Annotated in this window: 14 protein-coding genes; 13 read left to right on the forward strand and 1 reads right to left on the reverse strand. The window is 67.5% G+C overall.

The genetic code is table 11. The features are described 5' to 3' along the window. Positions 1 to 182: 182 nt before the first annotated feature. Positions 183 to 10,715: a hypothetical protein gene (locus tag ACIQJ5_RS13975; protein ID WP_402844835.1), complete on the forward strand. Its 10,533-nt coding sequence runs from the start codon at positions 183 to 185 to the stop codon at positions 10,713 to 10,715. 205 nt (positions 10,716 to 10,920) lie between these two features. Here the strand turns inward: ACIQJ5_RS13975 and ACIQJ5_RS13980 are convergent, their stop codons facing one another. After that, a complete protein-coding gene (locus ACIQJ5_RS13980) occupies positions 10,921 to 11,760 on the reverse strand; it encodes an endonuclease domain-containing protein (RefSeq protein WP_402844836.1) in 840 nt (279 codons plus the stop codon). Between the two features lie 629 nt (positions 11,761 to 12,389). On the opposite strand from ACIQJ5_RS13980, the gene rpsJ reads away from it, so the two are divergent. Genes rpsJ through rplN form a run of 12 tightly spaced genes read left to right on the forward strand, consistent with a single transcriptional unit; the run spans position 12,390 to position 18,085 of the window. After that, complete coding sequence (gene rpsJ, locus ACIQJ5_RS13985; protein WP_040162964.1) at positions 12,390 to 12,698, forward strand: 30S ribosomal protein S10; 309 nt, start codon at positions 12,390 to 12,392, stop codon at positions 12,696 to 12,698. Positions 12,699 to 12,712: 14 nt separating this feature from the next. Then, entirely contained in the window at positions 12,713 to 13,372 is a 660-nt protein-coding gene (gene rplC / locus ACIQJ5_RS13990) for a 50S ribosomal protein L3 (RefSeq protein WP_231091568.1), read from the forward strand. A gap of 2 nt (positions 13,373 to 13,374) precedes the next feature. Beyond that, positions 13,375 to 14,031 (forward strand): 50S ribosomal protein L4, encoded by a 657-nt coding sequence (rplD, locus tag ACIQJ5_RS13995; protein WP_231091569.1) that lies wholly within the window; start codon positions 13,375 to 13,377, stop codon positions 14,029 to 14,031. After that, positions 14,028 to 14,327, forward strand: a complete 300-nt coding sequence (gene rplW / locus ACIQJ5_RS14000; protein ID WP_231091570.1) for a 50S ribosomal protein L23 — start codon at positions 14,028 to 14,030, stop codon at positions 14,325 to 14,327. Before rplD ends, rplW begins: the two co-directional genes overlap by 4 nt. A 21-nt stretch (positions 14,328 to 14,348) precedes the next feature. Beyond that, positions 14,349 to 15,188 carry a 50S ribosomal protein L2 gene (rplB, locus tag ACIQJ5_RS14005; protein ID WP_231091571.1) on the forward strand — a complete coding sequence of 280 codons (840 nt, stop codon included), beginning with the start codon at positions 14,349 to 14,351 and terminating at the stop codon, positions 15,186 to 15,188. Positions 15,189 to 15,199: 11 nt separating this feature from the next. Further along, a complete protein-coding gene (gene rpsS, locus ACIQJ5_RS14010) occupies positions 15,200 to 15,481 on the forward strand; it encodes a 30S ribosomal protein S19 (RefSeq protein ID WP_040162977.1) in 282 nt (93 codons plus the stop codon). 21 nt (positions 15,482 to 15,502) lie between these two features. Next, a complete protein-coding gene (rplV, locus tag ACIQJ5_RS14015) occupies positions 15,503 to 15,898 on the forward strand; it encodes a 50S ribosomal protein L22 (RefSeq protein ID WP_231091572.1) in 396 nt (131 codons plus the stop codon). Further along, complete coding sequence (gene rpsC / locus ACIQJ5_RS14020) at positions 15,898 to 16,662, forward strand: 30S ribosomal protein S3 (protein ID WP_231091573.1); 765 nt, start codon at positions 15,898 to 15,900, stop codon at positions 16,660 to 16,662. Before rplV ends, rpsC begins: the two co-directional genes overlap by 1 nt. Next, a complete protein-coding gene (gene rplP / locus ACIQJ5_RS14025; protein ID WP_231091574.1) occupies positions 16,662 to 17,081 on the forward strand; it encodes a 50S ribosomal protein L16 in 420 nt (139 codons plus the stop codon). The genes rpsC and rplP overlap by 1 nt, the downstream gene beginning before the upstream one ends. Beyond that, positions 17,081 to 17,392, forward strand: coding sequence for a 50S ribosomal protein L29 (gene rpmC, locus ACIQJ5_RS14030; RefSeq protein WP_231091575.1), 312 nt, complete (start codon positions 17,081 to 17,083; stop codon positions 17,390 to 17,392). The genes rplP and rpmC overlap by 1 nt, the downstream gene beginning before the upstream one ends. After that, positions 17,392 to 17,682, forward strand: a complete 291-nt coding sequence (rpsQ, locus tag ACIQJ5_RS14035) for a 30S ribosomal protein S17 (RefSeq protein ID WP_269143071.1) — start codon at positions 17,392 to 17,394, stop codon at positions 17,680 to 17,682. Before rpmC ends, rpsQ begins: the two co-directional genes overlap by 1 nt. Positions 17,683 to 17,716: 34 nt before the next feature. Further along, positions 17,717 to 18,085 (forward strand): 50S ribosomal protein L14, encoded by a 369-nt coding sequence (gene rplN, locus ACIQJ5_RS14040; RefSeq protein ID WP_231091576.1) that lies wholly within the window; start codon positions 17,717 to 17,719, stop codon positions 18,083 to 18,085.

An 18,085-nucleotide genomic window follows, 5' to 3' on the forward strand; every position in this document is an offset into this window, starting at 1 on the left:
CGGGGCTTGCTGACGAACCTGGGAGGGCCCTGGGTGCAGGGTCGGGCGTGTCGGGTTAGGTTGGAAGACGGCCACCCGAGGCCGAAGCGCTTTACCCCAAGCAAGAGCCCCGATTCCGAACCGTGGGCTCGTCCCCCGGAGATATCCCCGTGTCTTTTGTGCGCTCGCATACCCCTGCCCCGATGACCCTGCGAACCTGGTTCGCGCGACTGGTGATGGTGGTGGTGACCGCACTGGTGGCGGGCCTCGCCATCGCGCCGGCCGCCTCTGCGACGGTGCCGGTCACGGTTCCGGGAGGGACCACCCCCACCACGCTGGGGCTCACGGTCGAGAGCGAGCAGCTCCTGGCCGGTGAGAAGGCGAACATCACCGTCACTGCGACGAACACCAGCGGGCCGGACCAGTACAACGCCACAGCGGTGGCCGTTCTGCCCCCGGGCGTGAGTTTCGTGGGCCCCGCCGTCGATGGACAGGGCCGGGAGCTGCCGGCACCCGTGTCCACGCCGTGGTGCGCGGTGGCGAACGACCCCGCCTCGTGTGGCGTCGTGCTCTCCTGGCCCAACATCTCGGACCTCGTGACCGGTTCCAGCCTGACCGTGTCGTTCGACGTCGCAGCCGATGACGCACGACACCCGGTGGGCTCGGAGTTCAACGTCGGCGTCGGGATCTACGCCAACGCCAATGAGCGCACGGTTCCGGCGGTGCAGGTTCCCGCGGTGGGCGCGCCGACGGTGACCGGTGCCACGAGCAGCGGCGTCAAGGACCAGCCCGTCATGGTGGTTCCGCTGAAGCTCACGAAGGCCACCACCAACACGCCCGAAGACGAGGCCCTGCGTGGTCAGCCGGTGAACTACCAGCTGACCGTCCGCAACGCCGCGGCGAACGCCGGCACCGAGAACGTCGTGGTGGTCGACAAGCTTCCGGGCGTGATGGTGTTCGACGGCTGCGGTGGCGCGTATCCCTGCACCACCGCGGTGATCGAGGAGAACGGCCAGGTCTTCACACAGATCACGTGGGACCTCGGCACGCTCGGCGCGGGCGACGAGATCGTGCTGGAGTACACCGCACACGTCGATCTCCGTCACGTGGCCGCAGACGGCAGCCTCACCGGCGGCGCCACGCGCCCGGTGGGGTCGGAGCCCGTCGATGGCTACTGGAGCGAGAACACGGCGCACGCCGCGGGTCGGTACCTCGGCAACGTCAAGGACGAGGCCTCGCGCCTGGTGGATGTGCAGGACAGCCACAGCGTGCAGGTGCTGGATCTCAGCATCCTCAAGAGCGGCGACAGCGGCGTGTTCCAGGAGGGCGCCGTTCGCGCGTACACCCTTACGGTGCGCACCAGCGAGTACGTCAGCGCCGCCGGCATCACCGTGACCGACACCCTTCCGGACGGACTGTGCCCCGTGATCCCGGAGGGCGGTCCGGCCATCAGCCTGCCCGCCTCGTGCGACAACGACGCGGCCCCGTACACACTGCCTGCCGGCGTGACGCTGACTTCCGTCACCACCAACGCTGACGGCCTCTACGTGCTGACCTTCACGCTGTCGGACATGGCCGCATCGTCGGAGACCACCTTCAGCTACCACGTGATGCAGCGCGCCGACTACGGCAGCACCGCCCGGGACACCCTCCCGACGGTGTCGGGTGACTCGTTCACCAACAACGTGCGCGTCGACGGCACCACCACCCCCATCGCGGGCAACACCGTGGATCAGGGACCGGTGGACTCCACCAACACCTCCTCGCACACGCTGGAGACCGCCGAGGTCACCATCGTCAAGCAGGCGTGGACCAACCCGAACCGCACCCCGATCGGAGACGCGGGCGACTGCGACCTGAGCGACGCCGCCAACTGGTCCTCGACCGGCGGCCCGGTCGCCCGCTTCGGTGACCTGATCTGCTTCCGCATCGCCATCGACTTCCCCGCGGGCGTCGACACCCGCAACGCGCGGCTCACCGACTTCATCCCGCCGCGTACGACCGCGGTCGAGGTGGTTCCGACCGCCGCGAACAACGTCGCCGTCCCCGGGGTGACCAACACCACCTGGCAGCAGGGCGACAGCCTGAACTGGCTGCTGGGCACTCCCGCCAACGGTGCGTCCTATGTGAAGCCGGGTGCTCACCTCGAGCTCCTCGTCGTCGCGAAGATCACCGAGACGAACCTCACCACCAAGCCCGACCTGCTCGGCAACCTCGCCAAGCTGCGCTACCAGAACACCGATGGTGAGGTGTTCTCGTCCCGCGCGTCGGCCGACTTCTCCATCGCCCCGGTCGTGCCGCTGAGTCTCGACAAGAACGTGGCCCCGGTGAGCGGCAACGCCGACGCCACGCAGGGCAAGGCGTTCCGCTACACGATCGACGTGAAGAACGAGGGCACGGCGGCGAACGCCACCGATCAGCCGGTGAGCAAGATCACCGTGCGTGACGCACTTCCGCCGGGAATCGCCATCGACAACGTCACGAACGTGACACCGGGCAACTTCGTCGCTGAGGTCGCGCCCGCGGGTGCGCCGTTCGCAGGACAGACGATCATCACGTGGGTGATCCCGGGCCCGCTCGCCCCCGGTGCGACGACGCGGATCTCGTATGACATGACCATGCCCGCCACCGTGGGCCAGGGAACGTCACACACCAACACGGCCGGCATGACGTCGTACTTCGTCGACAGCACGGACAGCGACACCACGCAGGAGCAGATGTTCCCGCAGAACAACCCGTTCGCGGACTCCAGCTACAAGCCCAACGCGCCGGCGGCCAACGACACCGCCACGATCACCACCCCGAAGGCGGACATCATCAAGTCCACCCTGGCAACGGGGATCACGGCGACAGGCAACAACCTCGCCTCCCAGGCGACGCCGGGCGAGTGGGTGAAGTTCGCGTACACGGTCACCGTTCCGGCGCAGACCACCATCTACGGCGGCATTGCGCGTGACACGCTCTCGGCCGGCCTGGTGCAGGATGCCTCGCAGCCGGTGAGCGCCACGGGCCCTGAGGGCGTCGTCGTCGCAGCATCCGACTCCGTCTGCGCCAGCGCGGTCGATGACGTCACACTCTGCCCGGACGGCACCCTGCGATTCCCCGAGACGTGGCGCAACACGTCCGACTCTCCGGCGACCTTCGTGGTCACATACTTCGCCGTCGTGAAGTCGGCCGCCGCCGCGATCGAGCAGAACACTGCACGACTGCTCGCGGCCCCGGCCGAGGGAGGCACGCCGGCCACCGTCAAGACCGCCACGGCGAACGTTCAGATCGTGCAGCCGACGCCCGAGCTGAAGAAGGCGATCACCACACCGGCGAACGGCGTCGTGGTCCCCGGCGGTACGGCGACCTTCACGCTCACCGCAACCAACAAGTCCGGCTCCGTGCTGTACGACTGGTCGGTGCTGGACTGCATCCCGAGTGAGCTGGTCGCCTCCGACCCGCAGTTCTCCACGTCCTCCGGTGCAGCCGGGGTGACCTTCGCCACGCAGGGCTCCTGCGCGGCGGGAACCACGGCGTACACCTGGAAGGGCGAGGCTCCCCTCACTGCCGGCCAGACCGTGACGCTCACCTACACGGTCCAGGTGCCGAACACGGCCGCGGCGGGAGCGGTGTACACCAACACCGCGAAGCTCACCGGCTTCAGCCACCCGGACGGTGCGGAGCGCCGCACCTACACGGCGGATGCCAACGCGACCGCCAAGGTCGCCCCGGCCTCGCTGACCAAGCGGACCACGCAGAAGAACGTGGTGGCCGGTGAGACGGTCGAGTGGACGGTCTCCGCCGTGCTGCCCGCCGATGCCTGGCTCTACAACGCCATCCTGACCGACACCCCGGCCGCCGGTCTCGGCGGTACCAGCGGGCTGGTCTGGGACGCGAACAGCCTGTCCTGCACGGTGCAGGGCACGGGCGCAGCCACCGACTGCGGCTTCACGCTCGGAGCGGTGTCTGCCGCCGGTGGCACCAGCACGGTGCAGCTCGTCGGCACGCACGCGTCTGGGCACATCGAGCCGTCCAGCGACATCCGTGTCGTGACGGTCAAGGTGCGCACCACCATCCCGGCGGGCTCCACGCTGGCGAACAACACGACCCTCGGCAACAGCGCGAGCATCGCGTGGAACTTCACTCCGAAGTCGGGCTCGGCACGTGACACCAGTGCCACCGCCACCGACACCACCGTCTTCCGTACCCCCATCGTGACGGTGCAGAAGAGCGTGAGCACGTCCACCCCGCAGCCCGGTCAGGTCTTCACCTACACCGTGCGCGCGAACTCGACCGGAGTGGTCCCTGCCTACGACGTCGTCCTCGAGGACACGCTGCCCGCGGGCGTCGTGCTGGTGAACGCGGACGGCAGCCCGATCACCGGCACCACCACCGTGAGCCCGAACGCGGGCGAGCAGGCGGGCCAGGTCTCCGGCAACAAGATCACGTGGAACGTCGGGACCGTTGCCCCGAACACGAACACCACCCGGACCTTCTATGTGAAGCTCGCGCCCTCCACCTCGCTCGGTGCCGGCGCGATCACCAACACGCTCCGGGCGGCGAGCTGGAACTCCCTCGCGGGCGGCGCGGGCAAGCAGTACGGCCCGAGCAGCAACGCCACGGCGAACGTGACGCCGCGCACTCCGAAGGTGAACGCGACGAAGACGGTCATCGACCCGGTGCCCACCATCGGTGCCGATGGCGTCGCGCTGCTGAACCAGCCGGTGACGTTCCGGGTGACCCTCACCAACAGCGGATCGGGTGACGCGCTCACCGCCGGTGCGAAGGACCTGCTGCCGTCCGGCTGGGCGTATGTCGCCGGCTCTGTGCAGGGCGCCGGTGAGCCGGCCGTCGCCGGTGCTGCGCTGACGTGGAACAGCATTGCCCTGCCAGGTGGCCGTCTCACCCCGGGCCAGAGCGTGACGTTCACGTACCAGGCGAAGCCGGTGCGCAGCGTGCTCGTCAACAACGCCGACAACCTCGGCCTGAGCGTCCGCCACCTCAACACCGCGAGCCCCATCGCGGTGACCGACAACGCCGGGTACGACCACTTCGGCTCCGACCAGAACGCGTATCTGGGAACGAGCGGCACCGCCGGTGTGCGCATCCCCAAGTCCGACCTGTCCGTGGACAAGGCCGTAGCCGACGTCCCGAACAACTTCGTCGCCGGGGGCACCGGAACGTGGACCGTGACGGTGACCAACAACGGCCCCGATGCGGTGAGCGGCGTGCTCCTGCAGGACACGCTGGACAGTGTGCCCGGCGTGACGCTGCGCAGCCTTCCGGATGCCGCGGCGCAGGGATGGAACTGCACGCTCGATGGCAACACCTACTCCTGCACGCGCACCGACGGTGCCGCGCTGGGCAACGGTGAGAGCTGGAAGCTGACGGTCGTCGCGGACATCGCCGCCGACGTGACCGATGGCACGGATGTGCGCAACACCGCCACGGTGTCCACGCCCGCCGCGCCCGGATCCGACATCTATCCCTACGACCCGAACCCGGACAACAACACGGACTCGGCGACGGGGACGGTGAGCACGAAGGCAGACCTCGCGATCACGAAGACGGGTCCGGCTTCGTCGACCGCCGGACAGGCGGCCACGTGGACCATCACTGTCACCAACCAGGGCCCGTCGGTCTCGCGCGGTTCGGCGGCTCAGCCGATTCGCGTGACGGACGCTCTCCCCGCGGGCCTGACCATGGAGAACGTCGCCACGGTCAGCGGCGTCAGCTGCGAGAACTCGACCGCGACGAACCTGACGTGTGACATCGCGCGGGACCTGGCCCCGAACGAGTCGGTCACGATCACGCTTCAGACGCGCGTGGCGGCCTCGGTGACCTCGGGCACCACGATCACCAACACCGCGACGGTGACGGCGGGTGTGACCCCCGACCCGAACACCGGGAACAACACCGGCTCCGCGCAGACCGTCATCGGCACCGCCGACAAGCTGAGCATCAGCAAGAAGATCACGGATCCCGCCGAGGCGAACGGTGTCGTCACGGTCACCCCGGGCGAGACGATGACGTACGAGGTCACCGTGCGCGCCCAGGGACCGTCCGACTCGCGCAACGTGGTGGTCACGGATGTCCTTCCCGAGGGCACGACATTCGAGAGACTGAGCACCGGGATGGACCACTGGTCCGCATCCGCCAACGGCCGCAACGTCACGTTCGTCTACGGCGACCTCGCCGCGAACAGCAGCGCGACGCTGAGCTACGTGGTCAAGATCGACCCGGCCACCACCGGTACGATCACCGACCCCGACACGCTGGCGAAGATCGTCAACTCCGCGCAGGCACGTTCGGATGGCGACCGCACGAACGTCGTCGAGGCGCCCGCGGGCGTGCAGGCGAAGATCGACATGTCGGTCACCTGGACCGATGTGCCCGAGAAGGCTGTGCCCGGCGGTGACCCGTTCGATGTGACGCTGAACATCGCGAACGCCGGCCCGTCCACCTCGCACGACGGCGTCACCGTGGTCACCCTGCCCGCAGGGACTACGCTCGCCGGCGACGTGAAGGACGGCGACGTGGTCGACGGCTGGACCGTCAGCACGGTCGACGGCAAGCAGACGCTCACGCGTCCCACGCCGTACGCGCCGGGGGAGTCGCATGACTTCACGCTGACGCTGCAGGTGGCACCCGACGCGAACGGCACGATCGAGCTCGCCGCCGAGGTGTCGACCTCGAACGACACGAAGCTCGAGAACAACGTGTCGTTCGCGCCCATCGAGCTGACGCCGAAGGCGACGCTGTCCGTCGCGAAGACGCCGGACGCCACCACGGTGGTGTCGGGGACCGACGTGACGTGGACCATCGTCGTCACCAACAACGGTCCGTCCACCGCGTACGACGCACAGCTCACCGATCAGATGCCGTTCGGCCTGACCATCACGGACGTCGCCCTCGGCGATGCACCCGCCGGCAGCCGCGTGATCGGCTTCGATGCCGCCAGCATGGACGTCTCGTTCGCTGACATTCCGCTGCACGGCACCGCGACCGTCCTCGTGACCACGCGCGTGAGCGCAGGCATCTCCGATGCCACCAGCATCACCAACACCGCCGTCGCCACCACGTCGTCGTCCGTCGACGACACCACGGGCGAGCGCGTTCCCTACCCGGGCAGCGGAACCATCGTGACGGATGCGGTCAGCGGCCTGGAGATCCACAAGAAGGCCGTCACGCCGACGATCGATGCGGGTGACTACGCCACCTGGCAGATCGTGGTGGAGAACCACGGTCCGTCGGACGCGGCCGTTCCGGTCACGATCACGGACGTGATCCCTGCCGGCCTGGCCTTCGTGCGAGCCGACTCGGGTTCGGGCCCCATCTCCTGGGACTGCCAGGTGACCGACGGCACCCTCACGTGCGTCCTGCTGGGCGTCGACGGGCAGCCGACGCCCCTCCCGGCCAACACGTCCGCTCCGTTCCTCACTCTGGTGACTTCGACGGCGCCCAGCCTGGACGCCCAGACCATCACCAACACGGCATCGGTCACGTCGCCCAGCGACGTGGGTGACGAGGATTCGGACGACGTCACGGTGATCACGCGTGCAGATCTGCGGATCAGCAAGACGCACGATGCCGATGCCGAGGCGATCGCCGGTACCCCGTTCACCTGGAACCTCACGGTCACCAACGAGGGCGTCAGCGACTCGCGTGCCGATGCCGCGACCCCGATCACCGTCACCGACGTGCTGCCTGCGGGCGTCACGCTGGCGCCGGAGGCCGAGGGATGCACCGTCACGGGTGACCAGGACGGCCGGCAGATCGTCACGTGCCTGATCACCTCGACCATGGCCCCGGGCGACTCCGTGTCGTTCGAGCTTCCGGTGCTGCTGGCAGCCGGTCTGGAGGGTGAGGTCGTGAACACCGCGTCCGTTACTCCGGGCATCACCCCGCTGCCGGATGACGAGCCGCGTGAGAGCACGGACACCATCACGGTGGCAGCTGAGGCCGATCTGTCGGTCGTGAAGTCGGCGAACGCCGAGTCCGCCGTTGCGGGCGAGGAGTTCTCCTGGACGATCGCCGTCACCAACCACGGTCCGTCCGTGTCCCACGCGGACGCGGAGAACCCGATCACGATCACCGACCTGCTTCCTGCCGGAGTGTCCTTCGTCTCCGCGACGGGCGAGGGCTGGAACTGTGACGTCGATCTGCTCGGTCTGCTGGTGTGCAAGCTCGCTACGGACCTGCCGGTGGGCGATGCCGCGCCGATTACCGTCACGGGACTCGTCGCGAGCGACGTGACCGCCGACATCGTGAACACCGCCGCCGTCGCGCCGGGCCGTACGCCGCAGCCCGCGGAGAACACGCAGCCCGACTCGTCGACCGTCACCACGCCGGTGGAGACGATCGCCGACCTGTCGATCGTCAAGACCGTACTCGAGTCGTTCACGGCCGGTGTCGACGGGGCGTACCGCTTCGTCGTCAGCAACGCCGGTCCGTCCGACGCGGTGAACGCGGTCATCACCGACGAACTGCCCGCCGGTCTCACCTTCGCCGGTTCGGACGCCGACTGCTCGGCCAAGGGCCAGCTCGTCACGTGCGTGCTCGGCACCGTCGCCGCCGGGGCGGAGGTCGTCGTGGACATCACGGTGAGCGCGTCCGCGTCCGTCACCGGCGACATCGTCAACACGGCCACCGTCGGCTCCGACACCACCGATCCCGACCCGTCGAACAACACCGACACGGTCACGGGCAACGTGGCAGAGGTCGCAGACCTGCAGATCGTGAAGTCGCACGATCCCGAGGCTCGCGTCATCGCCGGGCAGCCGTTCGCGTGGACGCTCCAGGTGACCAACAACGGTCCGAGCGATTCGCGTGCCACCGAGGCCCACCCCATCGTGGTCACCGACGTGCTGCCCGCCGGGGTCACGCTGTCCCCGGATGCCGTGGACTGCGCCGTGACGGGTGAGCAGGACGGTCGTCAGATCGTCACGTGCCCGATCACATCGACCCTCGTTCCGGGGGCCTCGGTGTCGTTCACCGTTCCCGTGCAGCTGGCCGCCGACCTCGAGGGCGACATCGTCAACACCGCATCGGTGGTTCCCGGAATCACCCCGCTGCCGGACGACGAACCCCGCGAGAGCACCGACACCGTCACGGTGTCCGCGGAAGCTGATCTGTCGATTGTGAAGACGGCCACTGCCGAGACCGCGACGGCCGGTGAGGACTTCTCGTGGACCATCCAGGTCACCAACCACGGGCCTTCCGTGTCGCACGCCGACGCCGAGCACCCGATCACCGTGACCGACGCGCTGCCCGCGGGCGTGACGTTCGTCGCGGCGGAGGGTGACGGCTGGACGTGCACGACGACGGCCGACGGCACGATCGTCTGCGAGCTGGCCCAGGACCTCGCCGTCGGCGCTGCGGCGCCGATCACGGTCACCGGCCACGTGGCCGCGGGCGTGACGGGTGAGCTGGTCAACACGGCCAGCGTCACGCCCGGCCGCACCCCGCAGCCCGAGGGCGGCGAGGGCCCGGATTCGTCCACGACGGTCACCCCGGTGATCACGGTGGCCGACCTCTCCATCGTCAAGACCGTCTCCCAGAGCTTCACCGCGGGGACGGAGGGCGCGTACCGGTTCACCGTGACCAACCTCGGTCCGTCGGACGCGGTGGGCGTGGCGATTACCGACGAGCTGCCCGCGGGACTCACGTTCGTGAGCTCCGACGGCTCCTGCGACGCGGACGGCCAGCTGGTCACCTGCGCCCTGGGGACGCTGGCGAGCGGGGCGGTCGCGGTCGTCGAGATCCGCGTGCAGGCATCCGCATCGCTGAGCGGCGACGTGGTGAACACGGCCGTCGTCAGCTCCGAGACCACCGATCCGGACCTGTCGAACAACACCTCGACGGTGACGGGGACGGTGGCCGAGGTGGCCGACCTGTCCATCGTGAAGACCGCGACCGACGCGAAGATCGGTGAGCGCATCACCTACACGCTCGAGGTCACGAACGCCGGTCCGTCCGTTGCGCGCGGCGTCGTCGTCACCGACGCGGTGCCGGCGTCACTCACCGGGGTCAGCGCCGCGGGCGAGGGCTGGAGCTGCGTGGTCGGCGATGGCGGTGTGGTCACGTGCCAGCTGCCGGAGCTCGCCGTCGGCGCGACCGCCAGCGTCACCGTGACGGCCACTGTGTCGGCCGCCGCCTACCCGTCGGTGGAGAACACCGCGACGGTGACCTCGGCCACGCCGGAGGACCCGAGCACGCGGGGCGACAACACCTCCACGGTGACGTCGCCGGTGCCCGCCCTCAGCACGCTCACCATCGAGAAGCGTCTCGTCGGTCAGCTGGTGACCGGTCGCACCGCGACTTACGAGATCACCGTCGGCAACAGCGGACCCACCGAGGACCTCGGTCCCGTCACGGTGACCGACGAGCTGCCCGCGGGCCTGACCTTCGCGTCGGCGTCGGCGGACGGCATCACGGACGCCTGCACCGCGCAGGGCCGCACGATCACCTGTGTTCTTCCGGGCCTCGCGGTCGGGGAGGAGCGCGTGATCACGGTCACCGCCACGGTCGACCGCGGAGCGCGCGGCGAGCTGGTCAACACCGCGACGGTGTCGTCCGACTCGATGAGCAACGACAAGGCGCCCACCGCCTCGGCTCGCGGCACGGTCACGGTCGAGGAGCTCTCGGTCACCGGTGTCTCGCTCGGCTACGGTGCCCCGATCGCCCTCATGCTGCTCGCCGCCGGCGCCGCCCTGCTGGTGCTGCGCCGCCGCACGCAGGCACGTCGATGAGGTGAGCCGCTTCACGGTGTGAAGTAAGTCAATGCCCCTCCGGAGCCCCGCTGCGGAGGGGCATTGCGGCATCATCCTGCTTTCGGCCACCGCGAAACGAGGACATTTCACCCAACGGAGGATCAAAACGTCGAATGCGAGCCGCGGAGCGTGAAATCTCCTCCGTTCGGATCACCCCCGCGGTGGCGTGGATTCCCGTCCCGGCTCAGCGGGGTCGGACGTGGCGTCGTTGGGCGACGGCGCGAGCCACGGTCCGGTAGACCGCCGGCCAGTCGTGGAGGACCTGCGCGTAGGTGAAGCGGAGGACGGTGTAGCCCCGCAGCGCCAGCTCGGCGTCGTGTCTGACGTCACGAGTGCGCGCCGCCGATGACGAGTGGAACTCGTGGCCATCGACCTGAACGATAAGCCAGTCGCCGAGGAGCGCGTCGACCCGGTGGCCGGCGACCAAGGCCTGCGGCCGCAGGCGACAGTTGAGCGGGGCCAGGCCGCGCATGAGGACTGTCTCCAAGCCGGAATCGGCGAGACCGGTGACCTCTGTAGCCAGTCGTCGCGCCGCCGGCGCCGCCCACGCGATGAGCCGCAACGACGCCGCTGACAGATTCTCGGTGCGGCACGCCGATTCCCAGATGATGAGTGCGCTCTCGGGGCTGCAGCACGTCGCGATGTGCTGCAGTGAATCCTCGACCGACTCGATGAGTGCGCCGCGAGGTACTGCGACGAGCGGCCGATTGCGATGCAGGTGGGCGGACGTTTCGGCGGGGGAGGAGTGAGGATTCACATGGAGGTGGCGACCCCGTGGGATCGAATCGGGCAGCCACCAGCCGCGCAACGCCGCCGCGGTGACGCAGGCCGCGCGCCCATTCGCCTGCGCTGCGGCGATGAGGTCGGCACCGGTCTCCCGCGAAGCGACCCAGTTCCGCCCTATGGTGGTCACCTCGTGCATAGCCACTGCGTGCCGGATGCGGCGGGCGTCGAATCCAGCCTCCTGCGCTTGCTTCCGATGCGCGATCCCGCCCCGCTGCCGGAGCCATGTCAGGAGGTTCATGGCCGAATCCTCCGCATGCATCCGGGCGCCGCGGGGTCGCGCGGGCAATGTCGGGGTGAATCCGCCTGTGGCCGGCCATGTGGAGGAACGGACGACAGCTGCGGAGCGCGGCAAATGGCTGTCTCGAACGGAGGACATTTCACACTGATAGGACCTATTCGGCAGACCTCGTCCTCGTCTGGCGGAAATGTCCTCGTTTGGCTCCAACTCCCTGCCTCCATACTGCGAGCCATGGAGGAGGCGCACGCCCCGGGATCACGCCCGAAACCGGGAATCACCCGAGCGCGACACGCCCGGGTTTGCAGTCACGTTCCCGGGGTGGCAAACTAGTCAGGTTCCACATTTCTGCGTGCCGTCATGTCCTCATGACCTGCGCGGGATCACTACCACGGCAGTGCACAGGCGGCGCGACAGCGTCAGGTTCTGGGCCGCGGGTAGCAGAACGCAATCCGATACTCGCATGAGGGCCCTGCTTTCGTGCGGCCATCGGAGGCCGGCTCACGCCGGTGATGACAGCAGAACAGTGGTGCAGCATCGCACGGTCACCAACCGTGTGCGAGTGCCAGAGGCGCAATCCGCGCCCCGTGCGTCCAATGCCCCAGAGGTACGACGCGGAAAGAGAGACAAAGATGGCGGGACAGAAGATCCGCATCCGACTGAAGTCGTATGACCACGAGGTCATCGACTCTTCGGCGCGCAAGATCGTCGACACCGTGACCCGGGCGGGCGCTACCGTCGTGGGTCCGGTTCCACTCCCCACGGAGAAGAACGTGGTGGCGGTCATCCGCTCGCCCCACAAGTACAAGGACAGCCGCGAGCACTTCGAGATGCGCACCCACAAGCGCCTCATCGACATCATCGACCCGACGCCCAAGGCCGTCGACTCGCTGATGCGCCTCGACCTGCCTGCCGATGTCAACATCGAGATCAAGCTGTAAGGCCGGTATCGAACATGACTGACATCAACACCAAGGTTTCCAAGGGACTGCTGGGCACCAAGCTCGGCATGACCCAGGTCTGGAACGAGAACGGCAAGCTCATCCCGGTCACCGTGATCGAGCTCGCACCCAACGTGGTCACCCAGGTCCGCTCGGCCGAGCGTGACGGCTACAACGCCGTCCAGATCGCCGCCGGCCAGATCGACCCGCGCAAGGTCACCAAGCCCCTCACCGGTCACTTCGAGGCTGCCGGCGTCACGCCGCGTCGTCACGTGACGGAGATCCGCACCGCTGACGCTGCCGAGTACACGCTCGGTCAGGAGCTCACGGTCGACGGCGTCTTCGAGGCCGGTCAGCTGGTCGACGTCGTCGGCACCAGCAAGGGCAAGGGCACCGCGGGTGTCATGAAGCGCCACAACTTCAAGGGCGTTTCGGCATCGCACGGTGCTCACCGCAACCACCGCAAGCCCGGTTCCATCGGTGCTTCCTCGACCCCGAGCCGTGTCTTCAAGGGCATGCGCATGGCCGGTCGTATGGGTGGCGAGCGCGTGACCGTCCTCAACCTCACGGTGCACGCCATCGACGCCGAGAAGGGACTCATGCTCGTCAAGGGCGCCGTCCCCGGTGCACGTGGCCGCATCGTCTACGTCCGCAACGCAGTGAAGGGCGCGTGAGCATGGCTGACACGACTCTCAAGCTCGACGTTCAGAGCGCTGCAGGCAAGAAGGCCGGTTCGGTCGACCTGCCCGCCGAGCTCTTCGACGTCAAGACCAACGTTCCGCTGATCCACCAGGTCGTCGTCGCGCAGCAGGCTGCCGCGCGTCAGGGCACCCACTCGACCAAGCGTCGCGGTGAGGTCTCCGGTGCCGGCCGCAAGCCGTTCAAGCAGAAGGGCACCGGTAACGCTCGTCAGGGCTCCATCCGTGCTCCTCACATGACCGGTGGTGGCATCGTCCACGGACCGAAGCCGCGCGACTACTCGCAGCGCACCCCCAAGAAGATGATCGCCGCCGCCCTGCTGGGTGCGCTGAGCGACCGTGTTCGTGGCGAGCGCGTGCACGTCGTGGACAGCTTCGGCATCGAGGGCACCCCCTCGACCAAGAAGGCTGCCGCGCTGCTGGCTTCGTTCCCCGGCAAGAACACGCTCGTCGTGCTCACCCGTGACGACGAGATCAGCGCCCTGTCGGTTCGCAACCTCGCCAACCTGCACGCGCTGTACTTCGACCAGCTCAACGCTTACGACGTGCTCGTCTCCGACGACATCGTCTTCACCAAGGCCGCTTTCGACGCGTTCGTCGCTTCGAAGTCCGCCGCTGAGGAGGTCTCGGCATGACCGCGATCAACAAGGACCCGCGCGACATCATCCTGAAGCCGGTCGTCTCGGAGAAGTCCTACGGACTCATCGACGAGGGCAAGTACACCTTCGAGGTGGACCCCCGTGCGTCGAAGACCGAGATCAAGCTGGCGATCGAGAAGATCTTCTCGGTCAAGGTGGCGTCGGTCAACACGCTCAACCGCGTCGGCAAGGCCCGTCGCACCCGCTTCGGCACGGGCAAGCGCAAGGACACCAAGCGCGCCATCGTGACCCTGAAGTCCGGCACCATCGACATCTTCACGGCTGTCGGCTGAGGACCGGAGGAGTAGAGAAACATGGCTATTCGCAAGTACAAGCCCACGACCCCGGGTCGTCGCGGTTCGTCGGTGGCCGACTTCGCTGAGATCACCCGATCGACGCCCGAGAAGTCGCTGCTTCGTCCGCTGTCGAAGACCGGTGGCCGTAACAACCAGGGCCGCATCACGACCCGTCACATCGGTGGTGGCCACAAGCGTCAGTACCGCGTCATCGACTTCCGTCGCAATGACAAGGACGGCGTGAACGCCAAGGTCGCTCACATCGAGTACGACCCCAACCGCACCGCTCGTATCGCGCTGCTCCACTACGTGGACGGCACCAAGCGCTACATCCTGGCTCCGAACAAGATCCAGCAGGGCGACATCATCGAGTCGGGTCCCTCGGCTGACATCAAGCCGGGTAACAACCTGCCGCTGAAGAACATCCCCACCGGTACGGTCATCCACGCCATCGAGCTCCGTCCCGGCGGCGGCGCGAAGATCGCGCGTTCGGCTGGTGTCTCGGTGCGTCTCGTCGCCAAGGACGGCCCCTACGCCCAGCTGCGTATGCCCTCCGGTGAGATCCGCAACGTCGACGTCCGCTGCCGCGCGACGATCGGCGAGGTCGGCAACGCCGAGCAGTCGAACATCAACTGGGGTAAGGCCGGCCGTATGCGCTGGAAGGGCGTTCGCCCGACCGTGCGTGGTGTCGCCATGAACCCGGTCGACCACCCGCACGGTGGTGGTGAGGGTAAGACCTCCGGTGGACGTAACCCTGTGACCCCGTGGGGTCAGAAGGAAGGCCGTACGCGTCACGCCAACAAGGAAAGTGACAAGTACATCGTCCGTCGCCGCAATGCTGGCAAGAAGCGTAAGTAGGAGTCAAGAAGATGCCTCGCAGTCTTAAGAAGGGCCCCTTCGTCGACGAGCACCTGCTTCGCAAGGTTGTCTCGCAGAACGAAGCTGGGACGAAGAACGTCATCAAGACGTGGTCGCGCCGCTCGATGATTGTGCCGAACATGCTCGGTCACACCATCGCCGTGCACGACGGCCGCAAGCACATCCCGGTGTTCGTCACCGAGTCGATGGTCGGTCACAAGCTGGGCGAGTTCGCGCCCACCCGCACCTTCCGCGGTCACGTGAAGGACGACAAGAAGGGCCGTCGCCGCTAAGGCGACGCAGAGGAGAGAAAAATGGTGGAGTCCATCGCACGTGTGCGACACATCCGCGTGACCCCTCAGAAGGCTCGTCGTGTCGTTGCACTGATCAAGGGCAAGCAGGCCGAAGAGGCGCTGGCGATCCTCAAGTTCGCAGCGCAGTCGGCTTCTGACCCGATCTACAAGCTCGTCGCGTCGGCTATGGCCAACGCACGGGTCACCGCCGACAAGAACGGCGAGTTCCTGGACGAGCGCGACCTGTACGTGAAGAACGCGTACGTCGACGAGGGCACGACGCTCAAGCGTTTCCAGCCCCGTGCACAGGGTCGCGCCTTCCAGATCAAGAAGCGCACGAGCCACATCACGGTCGTGCTCTCGACGCCGGAGGCCGCTGACACGGCTGCCGGCTCCAGCAAGAAGGCGAGCAAGTAATGGGACAGAAGGTCAACCCGTACGGCTTCCGCCTCGGAATCACGACCGACCACGTGTCGCGTTGGTTCTCGGACTCGACGAAGCCCGGCCAGCGTTACGCCGACTACGTCGCCGAGGACATCCGCATCCGCAAGCTTCTGCAGACGCAGCTGGACCGTGCCGGCGTCAGCAACATCGAGATCGAGCGCACCCGCGACCGCGTGCGTGTGGACATCCACACCGCGCGCCCGGGTATCGTCATCGGTCGTCGTGGTGCTGAGGCCGAGCGCATCCGCGCTGACCTCGAGAAGCTCACCGGCAAGCAGATCCAGCTGAACATCCTCGAGGTGCGCAACCCCGAGGCCGACGCTCAGCTGGTCGCGCAGGGCATCGCCGAGCAGCTCTCTGCTCGCGTGGCGTTCCGTCGCGCGATGCGCAAGGGTCTGCAGGGCGCTCAGCGCGCCGGCGCCAAGGGCATCCGCATCCAGGTCTCCGGCCGCCTCGGCGGCGCCGAGATGAGCCGTTCGGAGTTCTACCGCGAGGGTCGTGTGCCGCTGCACACGCTGCGCGCGAACATCGACTACGGCTTCTACGAGGCGAAGACCACCTTCGGCCGCATCGGCGTGAAGGTCTGGATCTACAAGGGCGACCTCACCAACAAGGAACTCGCACGCGAGCAGGCCAACGCGCCCAAGTCTCGTCGTGACGACCGTGGCGACCGCCGTCGTGGCCCGCGTAACAACGCAGCCGCTGAGGCACCGGTCGCGGAAGGAGCTTCGGCGTAATGCTCATCCCCCGCAAGGTCAAGTACCGCAAGCAGCACCACCCGGGTCGCTCGGGTCACGCCACCGGTGGCACCAAGGTGTCCTTCGGTGAGTTCGGCATCCAGGCGATCACCCCGGCCTACGTGACCAACCGTCAGATCGAGGCAGCTCGTATCGCGATGACGCGTCACATCAAGCGTGGTGGAAAGGTGTGGATCAACATCTACCCCGACCGTCCGCTGACCAAGAAGCCGGCCGAAACCCGCATGGGTTCCGGTAAGGGTTCGCCCGAGTGGTGGGTCGCCAACGTCAAGCCGGGTCGCGTCCTCTTCGAGGTCGCGGGTGTGAACGAGGAGCTCGCACGCGAGGCCCTCACCCGTGCCATCCACAAGCTGCCCCTGAAGGCACGCATCATCAAGCGCGAGGAAGGCGACGCATAATGGCGATCGGTACCAAGCAGCTCGCCACGAGCGAGCTCGACACTTTCGAAGACCAGCGCCTCCTCGAGGAGGTCCGTAAGGCCAAGGAAGAGCTGTTCAACCTGCGCTTCCAGTCCGCCACGGGTCAGCTCGAGAGCCACGGCCGCATCCGCGCCGTCAAGCGCGACATCGCGCGTCTGTACACCGTGATCCGTGAGCGCGAGCTCGGCATTCGTGCCACGCCCGCTCCCGTCGAGGCGGCCCCCAAGGCCAAGAAGGCGACGAAGGCGAAGAAGGCTGAGGCTGACGCGCCGAAGGAGGAGGCCGAGTAATGGCTGACAAGAAGGACGAGACGGTGGCCCCCGAGCTCGAGCGCGGTTACCGCAAGGCTCGTCGTGGCTACGTCGTCAGCGACAAGATGGACAAGACCATCGTCGTCGAGGTCGAGGACCGCGTGAAGCACCCCCTCTACGGCAAGGTCATCCGCCGCACCTCGAAGGTCAAGGCGCACGACGAGACCAACAGCGCCGGCATCGGCGACCTGGTTCTCATCAACGAGACCCGTCCGCTGAGCGCCACCAAGCGCTGGCGCCTGGTCGAGATCCTCGAGAAGGCCAAGTAAGCCCTCGGCTTGCTTGGAATCCAAGGAGTAACAAGTGATTCAGACTGAATCCCGCCTCAAGGTCGCCGACAACACCGGTGCCAAGGAGCTGCTCACCATCCGCGTTCTCGGTGGCTCCAGCCGTCGTTACGCGGGTCTCGGTGACATCATCGTGGCCACCGTCAAGGACGCCATCCCGGGCGGAAACGTGAAGAAGGGTGACGTGGTCAAGGCCGTCGTCGTCCGCACGAAGAAGCAGACGCGCCGTCCTGACGGTTCGTACATCAAGTTCGACGAGAACGCTGCCGTCATCCTGAAGAGCGACGGGGAGCCCCGCGGCACCCGCATCTTCGGACCGGTCGGTCGCGAGCTTCGTGACAAGAAGTTCATGAAGATCGTCTCGCTGGCACCGGAGGTCATCTGA

Source organism: Microbacterium sp. GXS0129, from assembly GCF_044769785.1.
GTDB lineage: Bacteria > Actinomycetota > Actinomycetes > Actinomycetales > Microbacteriaceae > Microbacterium > Microbacterium nymphoidis.

Coding starts and splice junctions, on each gene's coding strand:
- rpsQ (WP_269143071.1), top strand. CDS start 17,392: ATGGCTGACAAGAAGGACGAGACGGTGGCCCCCGAGCTCGAGCGCGGT.
- ACIQJ5_RS13980 (WP_402844836.1), bottom strand. CDS start 11,760: ATGAACCTCCTGACATGGCTCCGGCAGCGGGGCGGGATCGCGCATCGG.
- rplP (WP_231091574.1), top strand. CDS start 16,662: ATGCTCATCCCCCGCAAGGTCAAGTACCGCAAGCAGCACCACCCGGGT.
- rplW (WP_231091570.1), top strand. CDS start 14,028: ATGACCGCGATCAACAAGGACCCGCGCGACATCATCCTGAAGCCGGTC.
- rpsJ (WP_040162964.1), top strand. CDS start 12,390: ATGGCGGGACAGAAGATCCGCATCCGACTGAAGTCGTATGACCACGAG.
- rplB (WP_231091571.1), top strand. CDS start 14,349: ATGGCTATTCGCAAGTACAAGCCCACGACCCCGGGTCGTCGCGGTTCG.
- rpsC (WP_231091573.1), top strand. CDS start 15,898: ATGGGACAGAAGGTCAACCCGTACGGCTTCCGCCTCGGAATCACGACC.
- rpsS (WP_040162977.1), top strand. CDS start 15,200: ATGCCTCGCAGTCTTAAGAAGGGCCCCTTCGTCGACGAGCACCTGCTT.
- rpmC (WP_231091575.1), top strand. CDS start 17,081: ATGGCGATCGGTACCAAGCAGCTCGCCACGAGCGAGCTCGACACTTTC.
- ACIQJ5_RS13975 (WP_402844835.1), top strand. CDS start 183: ATGACCCTGCGAACCTGGTTCGCGCGACTGGTGATGGTGGTGGTGACC.
- rplC (WP_231091568.1), top strand. CDS start 12,713: ATGACTGACATCAACACCAAGGTTTCCAAGGGACTGCTGGGCACCAAG.
- rplD (WP_231091569.1), top strand. CDS start 13,375: ATGGCTGACACGACTCTCAAGCTCGACGTTCAGAGCGCTGCAGGCAAG.
- rplV (WP_231091572.1), top strand. CDS start 15,503: ATGGTGGAGTCCATCGCACGTGTGCGACACATCCGCGTGACCCCTCAG.